Below are 13,120 nucleotides of genomic sequence, written 5' to 3' on the forward strand. Positions count from 1 at the left end.
TATATACGTGTACAATAGTACGTATGATTTGAATGTGGAGTAAATATGACCGAAAAACATAGTTATGAGATTATCGTCCTGGATCTGGACGGAACCTTAACAAACAGAGATAAGGTGATTACGCCAAAGACGAAGCAGCGTCTGATGGAGCTTCAGGAGCGCGGAAAGAAGATTGTACTGGCGTCCGGGCGTCCGACGCCGGGAGTGCTGCCGCTTGCGAGAGAGCTGGAGCTGGCAAAATACGGCAGTTATATTCTGTCGTTTAATGGAGGCAGGATCACGAACTGCAAAACCGGCGAGATCATATTCAGCCGTTCCCTGCCGCAGGAGGCGAATCAGAAGATTATACGCCTGGCCGAGGAGGAACAGGTGGGGCTTTTGAGTTACGATGAGGCGGGGGCAAAGCTTCTGACGAACCAGAGTGACAGTCCCTATGCAAAGTTGGAAGCGCGGATCAACGGCATGGAGTTAGTACAGGTGGATGACATGGAAGCTGCGATCACGTATCCGGTACCGAAATACCTGATGATGGAGGATGGAGACTACCTGGCGATGGTCGAGCCGCGCGTCAAGGCGGCGATGGGGAAGAATTTCAGCGTTTACCGTTCGGAGCCGTTTTTCCTGGAGGTGCTTCCGAGGGGCATCGATAAAGCACAGTCGTTAGAGCGTCTTCTTTCTCACATCGGGCTTTCGCGTGAGCAGATGATTGCCTGTGGGGACGGCTACAACGACCTCACGATGATTCAGTATGCCGGATTAGGTGTAGCGATGGAGAATGCGGTGCTTCCGGTGCGGAAAGCTGCAGACTTTATTACCTATTCCAACAACGACGACGGTGTGGCTCATGTGGTGGAGAAGTTTATGCTGTAGAAGATTTGGCAGATTCGCATAAATGTATATTGCGTGAACAGATGAAAAATAAAATATTCATAAAAATAGGCAAGATACTAGACTTTAAAACTTTAATATGTTAATATAAGAAAAACGGAAAAATGAATATATTTTCGGAGTACATATTAAAAAGGGGTGCCTTGCATTATGAATAAAAAACTGAAAACCGAAGCTGTGGATCATCTGTTCCAGGCGATTCTGACACTGAAAAATACCGACGAATGCTATAGCTTTTTCGAGGATGTATGCACAGTTAATGAACTTTTATCATTTTCCCAGAGATATGAAGTAGCGAAGATGCTGCGTGAGAAGAAGACATATCTGGAGATCGCGGACAAGACCGGCGCATCGACAGCGACGATCAGCCGTGTCAACCGTTCTTTAAATTACGGAAGCGACGGATATGATATGGTATTTGCGCGTGTGAAAGAGCAGGAAGAGGCGGAGAAAACGGAAGCGTAAGACGAAGTAGGAATATACGCACGATAGATAAAGCGCGTACTTTCATAGGTGTAGCAAACCAACCTGCCAAAGATGGACAAATTTGGCTTGGGGTGGAATTGTCCCAGGAGCTGGCAGCTGGTTGAATGAAAGATAAAAAGAAATGAAAGAAAAAAGACATTGAAAGAATTTCCACAAGGGGAAGTGATTCCAGTGTCTTTTTTATCGTGTATGGTGCAATGGGTTGAAATTTTTGTTGTTTAGCCTATTTTTGAGTGTGGCGGTACAGCGGAAGTGCTGCCTATTTCTTCTTCTTCGGATTCACTGGCGTCTCCTGCCGGAGCTGTTCCGCCAGGATTTCAATCATCTGTTTTTTCAGATAGACATCAAACGCCAGCTCACTGATAAAGGCGAACAGCTGTAAATACTCGCGGTCTTCACAGTCATAGTCCTTGAATGTCTGGCTGGCGGCGTCAAATTTTGCCATGACGTCTTCCTGCAAGCGCTTGCGCTGCCCTTTTTCCAGCGAAAAGATTTCGTTGTAAAGCTCTTCTAATTCCGGGCTGGAACCATGGGAAAAGTGGTGCTCGCTGATGGGCGAGAAGAGCTGCTCAATATCCCGAAAGGATATCACATTTTTAAAATAATAAATCAGAATCAGCATCAGCAGATGATTCTTGGAGTAGCGTTTTTTGACGGGCGGCGGCAGCAGGTTATTTTTGGCATAGTTATTGATCATGGTTTTGGTCAGGATCTTATCCTCGCCCAGCCATTTGGAAGTGTTCAGGTGGCTGTCCATGAAGGTCGTGACCTGATCCATATATAAATCAATACCGGGAATCTCCGACGGATGCACCCGGGTCAGACTATCAACATAAGCCAGCAGATCCTGCAGGCGTTCTTCGTTCGATTTCATGTATGTACCTCGCTGCGTTGAAATTCGAAAGCTGCGAAACAGGGAGGCGATTTTGGCGCTTCCGCTGTCATGAACTCTCTATGTGATATTATATAGTTTTGAAAACCAGATAGCAAGGAGAAATTTAAAATCAATGAAAATTCCGTGACATCCAAGAGAAAATAGATTATACTAGAGCGTATTCGAACATACTTTTTGTCATTAAAAACAGATTATATAAGAGGATAGAAGGGAACGAAACATATATGAGCAAATACGACACACTTAACCCGATGCAGCGGGAGGCGGTTTTTCACACGGAGGGACCACTCCTGGTTCTGGCAGGCGCCGGTTCAGGAAAGACGCGCGTCCTGACACACCGGATTGCGTATTTAATCGAGGAAAAACGGGTGGCGCCGTGGAATATCATGGCGATCACATTTACCAATAAAGCGGCGGCGGAGATGCGCGAGCGTGTGGATAAGATTGTGGGGGAAGGCGCGGAGGCGATCTGGGTCAGCACGTTCCATTCAAGCTGCGTTCGGATTCTGCGCCGGTTTATCGACCGTCTGGGATATGACACGAATTTTACTATCTATGACGGCGACGACCAGAAAACGCTGATGAAGCAGGTGCTCAAGAAAATGCAGGCGGATCCGAAGCAGTTTAAGGAGCGGGCGGTGCTGTCACGGATTTCTGCGGCGAAAAATGACCGGATCACGGCGGATGAGTTTGAGCAGCAGGCGGGAGCGGACTTCCGGGAGAAAAAGATTGCTCAGATTTACCGGGAATACCAGAAAGAACTCAAGAAGAATAATGCCCTGGATTTCGACGATCTGCTGGTGAAAACGGTAGAACTTTTCGAGGCAAACGCGGATGTGCTGGAATATTATCAGGATAAATTCCGGTATATCATGGTGGACGAGTACCAGGACACGAACCTTGTACAGTTTAAGCTGGTCGATCTGCTGGCAAAGAAGTACAGAAATATCTGTGTGGTCGGTGATGATGACCAGTCGATCTACAAATTCCGCGGGGCAAATATCGAAAATATTTTAAGTTTTGAGAAAGCATTTCCGGGCGCACGCGTTATCAAGCTGGAGCAGAACTACCGTTCCACCCAGAGCATCCTGAACGCGGCAAATGAGGTGATCCGCCACAACCGCGGCAGAAAGGACAAGACGCTGTGGACGGCGAATGACGAGGGACCGAAGGTGCGCTTCCGTCAGTATGACACGGCATACGAGGAGGCAGACGCCATTATCTGTGATATTGAGCGTGAGAAAGAAGAGAAAAATGCGGAATATTCGGATTTTGCCGTGCTGTACCGTACCAATGCACAGTCGCGTCTTCTGGAGGAAAAATGTATTTATTACAGCATTCCGTACCGGCTGGTCGGTGGCGTCAATTTCTATCAGCGCAAGGAAATCAAGGATATTCTCTGCTATTTAAAGACGATTGCGAATGGGCGCGATGATCTGGCGGTTCAGCGTGTTATCAATGTGCCGAAGCGCGGCATCGGTGCGACCTCGATCGGAAAAGTGACGATCTATGCGTCTGCCAATGGCATGAGCTTTTATGATGCGCTGCTGCGCGTGCGCGGCGTGCCGACGATCGGCAAGGCGGCGGATAAGATCGAGAAGTTTACGGAGCAGATCGAAAACTTCCGGTCGCGGCTTTCGGCCCTTTCGATCCCGGAACTTATCGAGGCGATTCTGGAAGAGACGGGATATAAGAAGGATCTGGAGGCGGAAGGCGAGATCGAGGGAGAAACACGTCTGCAGAACGTGGAAGAGCTGGTTAATAAGGCGACCGGCTATATGAGCACAGCGGAGGAACCGACGCTGGACGGATTTTTGGAGGAGGTTGCGCTGGTAGCGGATGTAGATAGCCTGGACGAATCCGAAAACAGGATTGTCCTGATGACTTTGCACGGCGCAAAAGGTCTGGAATTTCCGTATGTCTATTTAAGCGGCATGGAGGACGGGCTGTTTCCGAGCAGCATGTCCATCTTTTCGGATGATAAGGACGCCATCGAAGAAGAACGGCGTCTCTGCTATGTCGGAATCACCCGTGCGGAGAAAGAACTGACGCTGACGGCGGCGAGACAGCGCATGGTCAATGGAGAAACGCGGTTTGCGAAGGTCAGCCGCTTCATCGAGGAGATTCCGCCGCAGCTTCTGGACGAGGAAGAGCAGCCGACCGTCTTTGAACGGGCTGCTGGTATGAGCCGGGGCAGACGCGGATTTGAAGATTCGGGGACTTCTGGCTGGACAACGGGCAGCTTTGGTGTATCTGGCGCGGGAGACGGCGATCGGGTGCGGATTGGCGGAATGTCTGGAAAACACCCTCTTTCAGAGAACGATGCCGCCTGGGAGCGCGGCGCAGCCCGGATGAGCGGCTGGGGCGGTGTGAATGGTTCCGGAAGTGCTGGTTCTGGCCGCACGCTGGATCCATATAAGAGCGCTTATAGTTCCAGCAGCCGTCCAGCCAGCCCGGCACCGTCATTTGGCAAGGCATTTACGGTCCAGAAGGCCGACCATCTTTCCTACGGTGAGGGCGACCGAGTCCGCCACCTCAAATTTGGCGAGGGAACGGTGCAGAAGATCGCGGACGGCGGCAAGGATTTTGAGGTGACGGTTAATTTTGACCGCGTGGGCGTGAAAAAAATGTTCGCTTCATTTGCAAAACTGGTGAAATGTTAGACCGTGTTTGCCGTATTGTTACGGTACACGTATGCGAAAACAGTAATGCCGTATTAAAACATTTTCGCCAGATCCAATAAAAAATATAGTAAAATCGGCTGAGAGATGGTATAATAAAATCAAGAATTGCGGATCAAAACGCGGGAAAGGATGTGGAGTGTATGAATAAATTTGATATGATGAGCAAAGATGCGCTCTCCAGAGTAGAAGAGATCATGAATGCAACCAAACTGAATGAATTCCTTCACAGAAAAGAAGAAGAGGAGAAACAGAAAAACTGTATTCTCTGGATTTTAGCCATTATCGGTATTGTAGCAGCAGTTGCAGCGATTGCATACGGCGTATATCGTTTCTTTACTCCAGATTATCTGGAAGATTTCGAGGACGACTTCGATGATGATTTCGACGATGATTTCTTCGAGGATGAGAGCGACGAGAAAGAGAAGAAAGACTGATTGTGATAATTTAGTCAATGAATCATAAAAAATACTGCGCGGAACCGGAAAATCGGTTTCACGCAGTATTTTTTATGCCATAGGAAAGTTTGTAGATAAGTTTGTATTTTTTATATCTTGGAAAAAGAAAAAAATTCCTGTATACTATAAAGATATGAATTAGAACCGCAGATGAAAATTAGCTGTGAGTTGAAAAATCATTTGCAGTTGGTGATTATAGTGCGGTAAAAGCCACTGAGAGAAGGAGCTATATAGTTATCAATGAAAAAAGGTGAGATTTACGAAGGAACTGTAGAACGGATTGAGTTTCCAAATAAGGGCGTAGTTGTGATAGATGGAGAGAAAGCGATCGTCAAAAATGCGCTTCCGGGACAGAAGATCCGGTTCCGTATCAATAAAAAGCGCGGCGGCCGATGCGAGGGTATGCTTTTGGAGGTTGTCGAGCACTCAAAGTTAGAGACGGCAGAGGATATATGCCCGCATTTTGGTATCTGCGGCGGATGTCTTTATCAGCCGATTCCGTATGAGAAACAGCTTGCGATCAAGGAAAAACAGGTTCGTTCCCTTCTGGATGCGGTATGTCCGGAATATGAGTTTGAGGGCATCTTAGGCAGCCCGCTGGTGCAGGGCTACCGGAATAAGATGGAGTTTTCTTTCGGTGATGAGGTCAAGGATGGTCCTATGTCGCTGGGAATGCACAAGCGCGGCAGTTTTTATGATGTGGTTACAACCGACGAATGCCATATCGTGCATCCGGATTTTTGCAAGATTCTTGTCTGTACAAAAGAATATTTTGAGGAAAAGAAAGTTGGATTTTATAAAAAAATGCAGCATACTGGCTATTTGCGCCATCTTCTGGTGCGCCGTGCGATCAAGACAGGGGAGATTCTGGTCGATCTGATCACGACGACACAGACGGATACCTTTGAGGGAACCGAGGAAGCACTTTTACGGGGATGGACGGAGCGCCTTCAGGCACTTCCTATGGAGGGAAGCTTTGCGGGCATTCTGCATACCAAAAATGATACATTGGCGGATGCCGTAAAAGATGAGGGGACGGACATTCTGTTCGGACGCGAGCATTTTTACGAAGAGCTTTTAGGGCTGCGGTTCCAGATCTCGCCGTTTTCTTTTTTCCAGACGAACTCATTGGGCGCGGAGGTGCTGTACGAGAAAACGCGTGAGTATGTGGGTGAGACGAAGGGAAAAGTCGTATTTGACCTTTACAGCGGCACCGGCACGATCGCGCAGATCCTCGCACCGGTGGCGGAGAAAGTAGTCGGCGTGGAGATTGTCGGGGAAGCAGTCGAGGCAGCCCGTGAGAATGCGGCGCGCAACGGACTTGGCAACTGCGAATTTCTGGCGGGGGATGTCCTCAAGGTGGTGGACGAGTTGGAAGAAAAGCCGGATCTGATCGTTCTGGATCCGCCGCGCGACGGAATCCATCCGAAGGCGATCGGAAAGATTTTGAATTTTGGCGTCAGCCACATGGTTTATGTGTCCTGCAAACCAACCAGCCTTGCGAGGGATCTGGAACCGATCCAGGCGGCAGGATATCAGGTGGATAAGGTGTGCTGCGTGGATATGTTCCCGCATACTGCCAATTGTGAGACGGTGGTTTCATTGACGCGGAAGAAATAAGATCCCAAAATGGATGTGGGAAAAATGGATGAAACAAAAGAGAATGAAATAAAACCAGATACAGCAGATTGTCAGGTACAGGAGACAGCTGTGCAGCGCCGGAAGAGGGAGACTTTACTGCGCGAGCAGACGCCGGATGCCCTGTGGGAAGCGATTCTTGCATTTGAAGGGGCAATATTTTACACGGCGAAAGGGCTGGAATATTCGTACACGATCCGGGGCAACGAGATGTTTGTCAGCCGGAAAGAAAAGTCGGTCACGCGTGCAAGCATCCTGGTGGCGTATAAAAAAGCGCAGGAGCTTGGCTGCGTGACCGGACCAAAGCAGCTGGGAGTGTTTGGGGCAAGCTATCTGTATCCGGTGTTCCTGAGGCTGGGGATTATCTGCGCCAGTGCTGGTTGATTTCCGCACCGAAAAACAGGATGCAGATGCAGGCGTACAGCCACAGCATCAGGATCACGACGGCGGTCAAGCTGCCGTACATATAAGAATAATTACTGAAATGGTTGAAGTAGATGGAAAATCCGTAGGAACATCCGATCCATCCGACGGTGGAAATCAGCGCACCGGGAAGCTGGAGACGGATATCCTGCCGTTCATAGGGCAGCCAGGTGTACAGCGCGACGAAAAAGAGCGTCAGCAGCGCCAGCGCAAGAAACGTCCGGAGACTAATCAGGCAGGAAACGAATCTGTCCAGCATCGGAAAGTAACAGAATAGCAGGCGCTGCAGGGAGGAACCGAACACCATCAGAACCAGGGAGAAAATGCACATCAGGAGAAAAACGATGGTATAGCCAGAGTTGATGATACGTCCTAAAAGGTAATTTCTGCGCTTGCGGCAGCCGATGATCCGGTTTAAGCCGCGCTCGATCCCAAGCATGCCGCGGGCAGCCGACCAGATGGTTGCCACGGTGGTAACCGAGAGCAGGGCGGCCGGGGATACAGTCTGGATGTCCTGGATTACCGATTCAATCAGCGGGTGGATGCTGGAGGGAAGAAGCTGTGTCATCACGTGCATCAGATCCTCCGGGCTGACGGCGGGGATGAGCTGGATCAGCGTCAGCAGAATCATGATAAAAGGTGCGGCAGAGAGAACGATAAAAAAAGAAGCCTGGGCGGCGTACACCGTGACTTCGTCTTTAATGAAATCGTTGTAAATCCGTTTACAGTTCAGGAGAAAAGAAAGCATGAAAAACCTCGCTTGATTTATGTTATTAAGAAAATATCCGTAACTGGCTCATTTCCCTTTGAAAAATGGCTGACGATAGGTGAATGCCATTTCAGTGTTGTTAAAAGTATATTATCATGAGGTCGAAAAAATAGCAACGGATTTGCCTGTCTTGACGAAAACACCGGTTTCCCGTATGATAACAGGATAGAAATGATTCGGGTCTGCAGGGCATAAGGATGGCAGTGATGCGGACAGCAGCAAAAATCAGCCGGCAGCCAATTGGAAAATGGGACATGGGAGGAAACAAAATGATCGCAATCACAGCATGTGCGGCGGCACTGGCAGCCGTGACAGTGGGGCTTTTGCTCCGCTCGGAATATGAAAAAAAACATTTTGTGACCGACCAGTATGAGATAGAGAGTCCGAAGCTGCCGGATGGCGCTGCGTTCCGCTGCGTATTTTTGTCGGATCTGCATGATAATGTGTATGGAACGGACAATGAGCCGCTGGTGGCGGCGATCCGCACATTCAAGCCGGATGCGGTGCTGATCGGCGGCGATATGATGGTCTGTAAGGGAAAAGGTGATTTAACCGTCACGGTATCGCTTCTGGAAAAATTGACCTCCTTTGTGCCGGTTTACTATGCGAACGGAAATCATGAGGAGCGGATGAATCGGGAGCGGGATGTGTACGGAGATTTGTATGATCGGTTCCAGATGGAATTAAAACGTCTGGGGGTTCATTATTTGTCGGATCGGAGCGAGGAGATCAATCCGTGGATCCGGGTGACTGGGTGCAATTTGCGGGAGATATATTATAAGCATCATTTCACGGTGCCGGAACTGCCGATGGAAGAGCTTTCAGAGCGGGTTGGAACTGCGGCAGAGAAGACGTGTTTTCAACAGATGAAAGAATCGTTTTTTCCTGACTTGGCGGAAAAGGAGCGGGAAGCCGGACATGAAATGTATGAGATATTATTATTTCATTCTCCCCTCTTTTTTGAGACCTGCCGGAAATGGGGCGCGGATCTGACGCTTTGCGGACATTTCCACGGCGGAACCATCCGGATCCCGGGGCTGGGAGGCGTGATGACGCCGCAGTACCAGTTTTTCCTGCCATGGTGCGCCGGACGGTTTGATGCGGACGGAAAGACGATGATCGTCAGCCGGGGGCTTGGGACGCATTCGATCAATGTGCGGCTGAATGACCGGCCAGAGCTGGTTTGTGTGACGTTGCGGGGAAAACAATAGAGAGATTCTGGTTATTGTACACGGGTAGGCACTTTTGGAACCGAAAGTGCCGTAAGAAAACGTGGTGGCAGCAGGAATAACTCTTCGGCACAGGTGGATGTATACGGAATTTGGTATATGATTGTAGAAAAAGCTGGCTAAAAGAAGGAGTTCGGAAAGAATGGAAATTTCCTATAAATTAGATAATTTTGAAGGACCGTTGGACCTGTTGCTTCATCTGATTGAAAAGAATAAAGTAAGTATCTACGATATTCCGATCGTCCTGATTACGGAGCAGTATCTGGAATATGTTAATCAGATGGATCATGAGGATCTGGATGTGGTCAGCGATTTTCTGGTGATGGCGGCGACGCTTCTGGACATCAAATCGCGGATGCTCCTTCCGAAGGTGGAAAAAGAAGAGGAAGAAGACGAGGAAGATCCGCGCGCCGAGCTGGTGCGCCGGCTGTTGGAATATAAGATGTATAAATATATGGCGCAGGAGCTGGAAGAGCGGGAGCAGGAGGCAGAGCTTCTCTTTTTTAAGGAACCGACGATTCCCCGGGAGGTGGCGAAATATGAAGAACCGCTGGATCTGGACAAGCTTCTGGATGGTCTGACGCTGGCAAAGCTGCAGAAAGTGTTTGACGCGGTCATGAAGCGGAATGCCAATAAGCTTGACCCGGTGCGAAGCCGGTTCAGTACGATCCGCAGGGAACCGATCAGCCTGGAGCAGAAGGTAAGGTCGGTGCTTTCTTATGCGCGGGAACACCGTCATTTTAAATTCAGCGATGTGCTGGAGAGGGAATCCGATCGCCTGGAGATAGTCGTGGCGTTTCTGGCAGTGCTGGAGCTGATGAAGATGGGACGGATTCATCTGGTGCAGGAAAAATTGTTTGATGAGATGCAGCTCGATACGGTGGATGTGGATGAAACGGAAGGCGAGGCAGAGCTGGAACTTTCGACGGAGGAAGGAGAAGAGTATGCCAGAATTAGATGAAAAACGCGAGGAAGCCATCGTGGAATCGGTTCTCTTTACAATGGGAAAATCGGTTGAGCTGCGCCAGCTTGCGGCGGCGCTCGGGACGGATACAGAGCGCGCGGAAGCGGCGGTCAGACGATTACAGAGCCGTTATGAGGCAGAAAAGCGGGGCATGCAGATCACGCAGCTGGAGGACAGTTGGCAGATGGCGACCCGCGCGGAATATTATGAGAATCTGATCCGGGTGGCAGCGACGCCGAAGAAGCAGATTTTAACGGATGTTGTGCTTGAGACACTCTCGATCATTGCTTATAAACAGCCGATCACGAAGCTTGAGATTGAAAAGATCCGCGGGGTTAAATCGGATCACGCGGTCAATAAACTGATTGAGTACAATCTCGTTTACGAGGTAGGGCGTTTGGATGTGCCGGGACGTCCGGCATTGTTTGCGACGACGGAGGAATTTTTGCGCCGGTTTGGAGTCGGATCGACGAAAGAACTGCCGGAACCGGCACCGGGACGAATCGACGAGTTCCGCATGGAGGCGGAGGAAGAGCTGAAGTTTGAGGGGAAACTGCCGGAAGAGGCAGAGAAGGAAATGAAATATTAACGTTTTCTTAACAATATTCATTCAATTCTGACATTAACAGATTCTTAACATCATATTTCTGTATTTTCTTGTAACTTTTTGTAGCCAACGTGGAAAATGAGGTCAACACAAACAAACAAGCAGCTCTTTCAAATCGCTACATAAATGAAAGAAGCCAGCAAAACAAAAGGGGGAATTGTTTATGTTGACACTTGAGCTTGATATGTATCAGGCGTGTGCTCTTGGCGCACTGGTCTACTGTCTGGGAAGATTGCTTGTACAAAAGCTGCCCTTCCTGAGCAAGTATTGTATACCGGCTCCGGTTGCGGGCGGTGTCGTATTTGCATTCGCTCATCTGGCGTTGTATGCAACAGGAGTTCTGGAGCTTTCCTTTGATACAACCTTACAGAGCGTATTTATGACGATCTTCTTCTGCAGCGTCGGTTTTACCGCCTGCTTCCGTCTGTTAAAGAAGGGCGGCGTTCAGGTATTTATGTTCCTGGCGCTGGCAGTTGGTATCTGTATCGTGCAGGATGCAGTCGGCAGCGGTCTGGCAGCAGCGTTTGGTCTGAATCCGCTTCTCGGCTTATGTATGGGTTCTATGCCGTTAGTTGGAGGTCACGGAACGAGTGGTTCCTTCGGACCGCTTCTGGAGCAGGAATACGCAGTTGTAGGCGCAACTACAGTTGCCTTGGCATCCGCTACATATGGTCTGGTATCCGGCAGTATGATGGGTGGTCCTATCGCCCGTGCCCGTGTTGAGAAACACCATCTGAAATCAACCGCAGCCGAGGAAGGCAATGCAGTTGACGAAGTAGCATCGCCGATCGACGGTCAGAAATTCACCACCGCGGCTGTATTCCTTGCAGTTGCAATCGGTGTTGGTACCTTCATTTTCGCGTTCTTTAAGAGCATTGGTCTTACATTCCCGACTTACATCGGTGCGATGCTGGCAGCAGCCGCTATCCGTAACATCTGGGATGTACAGCACAAAGATCTTCCGATGGAAGAAGTTGACGCACTGGGCGGTCTGTCCTTGAACCTGTTCTTAGCGATGGCAATGATGAGCCTGAAGCTGTGGCAGTTAGCAGCTCTGGCGCTTCCGATGATTGTTATCCTGTTAGTTCAGACGGTTGTTATGTTCCTGTATGCAAACTTCCTTGTATTCAACATCATGGGCCGTGATTACGAGGCAGCTGCAATGACCACCGCATTCTGTGGTTTCGGTATGGGCGCAACCCCGAACGCAATGGCAAACATGAGAGCACTGGTAGAGCGCTATGGTCCGGCTCCGCGTGCATTCTTCATCGTACCGTTAGTAGGAAGCTTATTCGTAGACTTCTTTAACTCCATGGTACTGACTACTTTCATGAACCTCTTATAATTTGACGGCTGGTTCAGCAAAGTATCCATTTAAAATATTCTGATATTGAAGTAGCTCCAACCTATTTCCTTCCCGGCGGTTCTGGATTTCCAGGCCGCCGGGATTTTTCGCGTGCAACGAGCGAAAGTCCGTGCCTGCACGAATTAATACTTTCGGAAAACGCGCGCGTGTGGTATTATAGAGAAACTGGAAAGTTGAAAAATATTTTTCGGGGAGGTGCTTTGTGAAAAACAAACTTGCAAGGCAGCCATTACCGGATAAAATGTGACATAAGAAAGGATTTCATACAGATATGAACAGCATGAACATAAAGATCAAATATTTCACAGACGCCATTGACCGCCTCGCCTACATTGACGGCAAATCTGACTGGATCGACCTGCGTGCGGCGCGTGAGGTGGTGCTGAAAAAGGGTGATTTTGCCCTGATTCCGCTTGGCGTGGCGATGGAGCTGCCGAAGGGCTATGAGGCGCATGTAGTTCCGCGTAGCAGTACCTTTAAAAATTTCGGCATCATCCAGACCAATCATATGGGTGTGATCGATGAGAGTTACTGTGGAGACAACGATCAGTGGCATTTTCCGGCATATGCGCTGCGTGATACAGTGATCCATGTCAATGACCGCATCTGTCAGTTCCGCATCATGGAGCATCAGCCGAAGATCATATTTGAGGAGACGGAGAAGCTTGACAATGAAGATCGCGGCGGCATCGGAAGTACGGGAAAGAATTAATAAA

Annotated in this window: 13 protein-coding genes; 11 read left to right on the forward strand and 2 right to left on the reverse strand. The window is 49.2% G+C overall.

Going from position 1 to position 13,120, the window contains the following annotated elements; genetic code table 11:
• Positions 1–45: 45 nt before the first annotated feature.
• Positions 46–870, forward strand: a complete 825-nt coding sequence (locus DW931_RS00090) for a Cof-type HAD-IIB family hydrolase (RefSeq protein WP_107001580.1) — start codon at positions 46–48, stop codon at positions 868–870.
• Positions 871–1,038: 168 nt separating this feature from the next.
• On the forward strand, positions 1,039–1,353 hold the full coding sequence (locus DW931_RS00095) for a YerC/YecD family TrpR-related protein (RefSeq protein ID WP_022359748.1): 315 nt from the start codon (positions 1,039–1,041) through the stop codon (positions 1,351–1,353).
• A gap of 280 nt (positions 1,354–1,633) precedes the next feature.
• Here the strand turns inward: DW931_RS00095 and DW931_RS00100 are convergent, their stop codons facing one another.
• The gene (locus tag DW931_RS00100; RefSeq protein ID WP_022359749.1) at positions 1,634–2,248 is read right to left on the reverse strand and encodes a DUF1836 domain-containing protein; all 615 of its coding nucleotides are present in this window, start codon (positions 2,246–2,248) and stop codon (positions 1,634–1,636) included.
• 245 nt (positions 2,249–2,493) lie between these two features.
• Here DW931_RS00100 and DW931_RS00105 point away from each other — a divergent pair, with 245 nt between their 5' ends.
• The 4 genes from DW931_RS00105 (at position 2,494) to DW931_RS00120 (ending at position 7,430) form a co-directional block, all read left to right on the forward strand.
• Complete coding sequence (locus tag DW931_RS00105) at positions 2,494–4,932, forward strand: UvrD-helicase domain-containing protein (protein WP_118626828.1); 2,439 nt, start codon at positions 2,494–2,496, stop codon at positions 4,930–4,932.
• Between the two features lie 161 nt (positions 4,933–5,093).
• On the forward strand, positions 5,094–5,387 hold the full coding sequence (locus tag DW931_RS00110) for a hypothetical protein (RefSeq protein ID WP_022359751.1): 294 nt from the start codon (positions 5,094–5,096) through the stop codon (positions 5,385–5,387).
• 261 nt (positions 5,388–5,648) lie between these two features.
• Positions 5,649–7,028, forward strand: coding sequence for a 23S rRNA (uracil(1939)-C(5))-methyltransferase RlmD (gene rlmD, locus DW931_RS00115; protein WP_107001578.1), 1,380 nt, complete (start codon positions 5,649–5,651; stop codon positions 7,026–7,028).
• Between the two features lie 24 nt (positions 7,029–7,052).
• Positions 7,053–7,430 carry a hypothetical protein gene (locus tag DW931_RS00120; protein ID WP_107001672.1) on the forward strand — a complete coding sequence of 126 codons (378 nt, stop codon included), beginning with the start codon at positions 7,053–7,055 and terminating at the stop codon, positions 7,428–7,430.
• On the opposite strand, the gene DW931_RS00125 is transcribed toward DW931_RS00120, so the two are convergent.
• A complete protein-coding gene (locus tag DW931_RS00125; RefSeq protein ID WP_118482223.1) occupies positions 7,408–8,217 on the reverse strand; it encodes a YihY/virulence factor BrkB family protein in 810 nt (269 codons plus the stop codon). The genes DW931_RS00120 and DW931_RS00125 overlap by 23 nt on opposite strands.
• Before the next feature lie 290 nt (positions 8,218–8,507).
• On the opposite strand from DW931_RS00125, the gene DW931_RS00130 reads away from it, so the two are divergent.
• The 5 genes from DW931_RS00130 to DW931_RS00150 all read left to right on the forward strand — a co-directional run bounded on the left by DW931_RS00130 (position 8,508) and on the right by DW931_RS00150 (position 13,116).
• Positions 8,508–9,449, forward strand: coding sequence for a metallophosphoesterase (locus DW931_RS00130; RefSeq protein WP_107001671.1), 942 nt, complete (start codon positions 8,508–8,510; stop codon positions 9,447–9,449).
• A gap of 160 nt (positions 9,450–9,609) precedes the next feature.
• Positions 9,610–10,428 (forward strand): segregation/condensation protein A, encoded by an 819-nt coding sequence (locus tag DW931_RS00135; RefSeq protein ID WP_107001576.1) that lies wholly within the window; start codon positions 9,610–9,612, stop codon positions 10,426–10,428.
• Positions 10,412–11,020, forward strand: a complete 609-nt coding sequence (gene scpB, locus DW931_RS00140; RefSeq protein ID WP_118467432.1) for an SMC-Scp complex subunit ScpB — start codon at positions 10,412–10,414, stop codon at positions 11,018–11,020. The genes DW931_RS00135 and scpB overlap by 17 nt, the downstream gene beginning before the upstream one ends.
• Before the next feature lie 181 nt (positions 11,021–11,201).
• Positions 11,202–12,383 (forward strand): sodium/glutamate symporter, encoded by a 1,182-nt coding sequence (gene gltS / locus DW931_RS00145; RefSeq protein ID WP_107001574.1) that lies wholly within the window; start codon positions 11,202–11,204, stop codon positions 12,381–12,383.
• A 301-nt stretch (positions 12,384–12,684) separates the two neighbouring features.
• Positions 12,685–13,116, forward strand: coding sequence for a dUTP diphosphatase (locus tag DW931_RS00150; RefSeq protein ID WP_107001670.1), 432 nt, complete (start codon positions 12,685–12,687; stop codon positions 13,114–13,116).
• Positions 13,117–13,120: the final 4 nt, after the last annotated feature.

It is taken from the genome of Clostridium sp. AM43-3BH (genome assembly GCF_003479985.1).
Lineage (GTDB): Bacteria > Bacillota > Clostridia > Lachnospirales > Lachnospiraceae > Otoolea > Otoolea fessa.

Bases quoted from the DNA above. Each gene is read 5' to 3' on its own strand.
- DW931_RS00090 (WP_107001580.1), top strand. From the start codon at position 46: ATGACCGAAAAACATAGTTATGAGATTATCGTCCTGGATCTGGACGGA.
- DW931_RS00095 (WP_022359748.1), top strand. From the start codon at position 1,039: ATGAATAAAAAACTGAAAACCGAAGCTGTGGATCATCTGTTCCAGGCG.
- DW931_RS00100 (WP_022359749.1), bottom strand. From the start codon at position 2,248: ATGAAATCGAACGAAGAACGCCTGCAGGATCTGCTGGCTTATGTTGAT.
- DW931_RS00105 (WP_118626828.1), top strand. From the start codon at position 2,494: ATGAGCAAATACGACACACTTAACCCGATGCAGCGGGAGGCGGTTTTT.
- DW931_RS00110 (WP_022359751.1), top strand. From the start codon at position 5,094: ATGAATAAATTTGATATGATGAGCAAAGATGCGCTCTCCAGAGTAGAA.
- rlmD (WP_107001578.1), top strand. From the start codon at position 5,649: ATGAAAAAAGGTGAGATTTACGAAGGAACTGTAGAACGGATTGAGTTT.
- DW931_RS00120 (WP_107001672.1), top strand. From the start codon at position 7,053: ATGGATGAAACAAAAGAGAATGAAATAAAACCAGATACAGCAGATTGT.
- DW931_RS00125 (WP_118482223.1), bottom strand. From the start codon at position 8,217: ATGCTTTCTTTTCTCCTGAACTGTAAACGGATTTACAACGATTTCATT.
- DW931_RS00130 (WP_107001671.1), top strand. From the start codon at position 8,508: ATGATCGCAATCACAGCATGTGCGGCGGCACTGGCAGCCGTGACAGTG.
- DW931_RS00135 (WP_107001576.1), top strand. From the start codon at position 9,610: ATGGAAATTTCCTATAAATTAGATAATTTTGAAGGACCGTTGGACCTG.
- scpB (WP_118467432.1), top strand. From the start codon at position 10,412: ATGCCAGAATTAGATGAAAAACGCGAGGAAGCCATCGTGGAATCGGTT.
- gltS (WP_107001574.1), top strand. From the start codon at position 11,202: ATGTTGACACTTGAGCTTGATATGTATCAGGCGTGTGCTCTTGGCGCA.
- DW931_RS00150 (WP_107001670.1), top strand. From the start codon at position 12,685: ATGAACATAAAGATCAAATATTTCACAGACGCCATTGACCGCCTCGCC.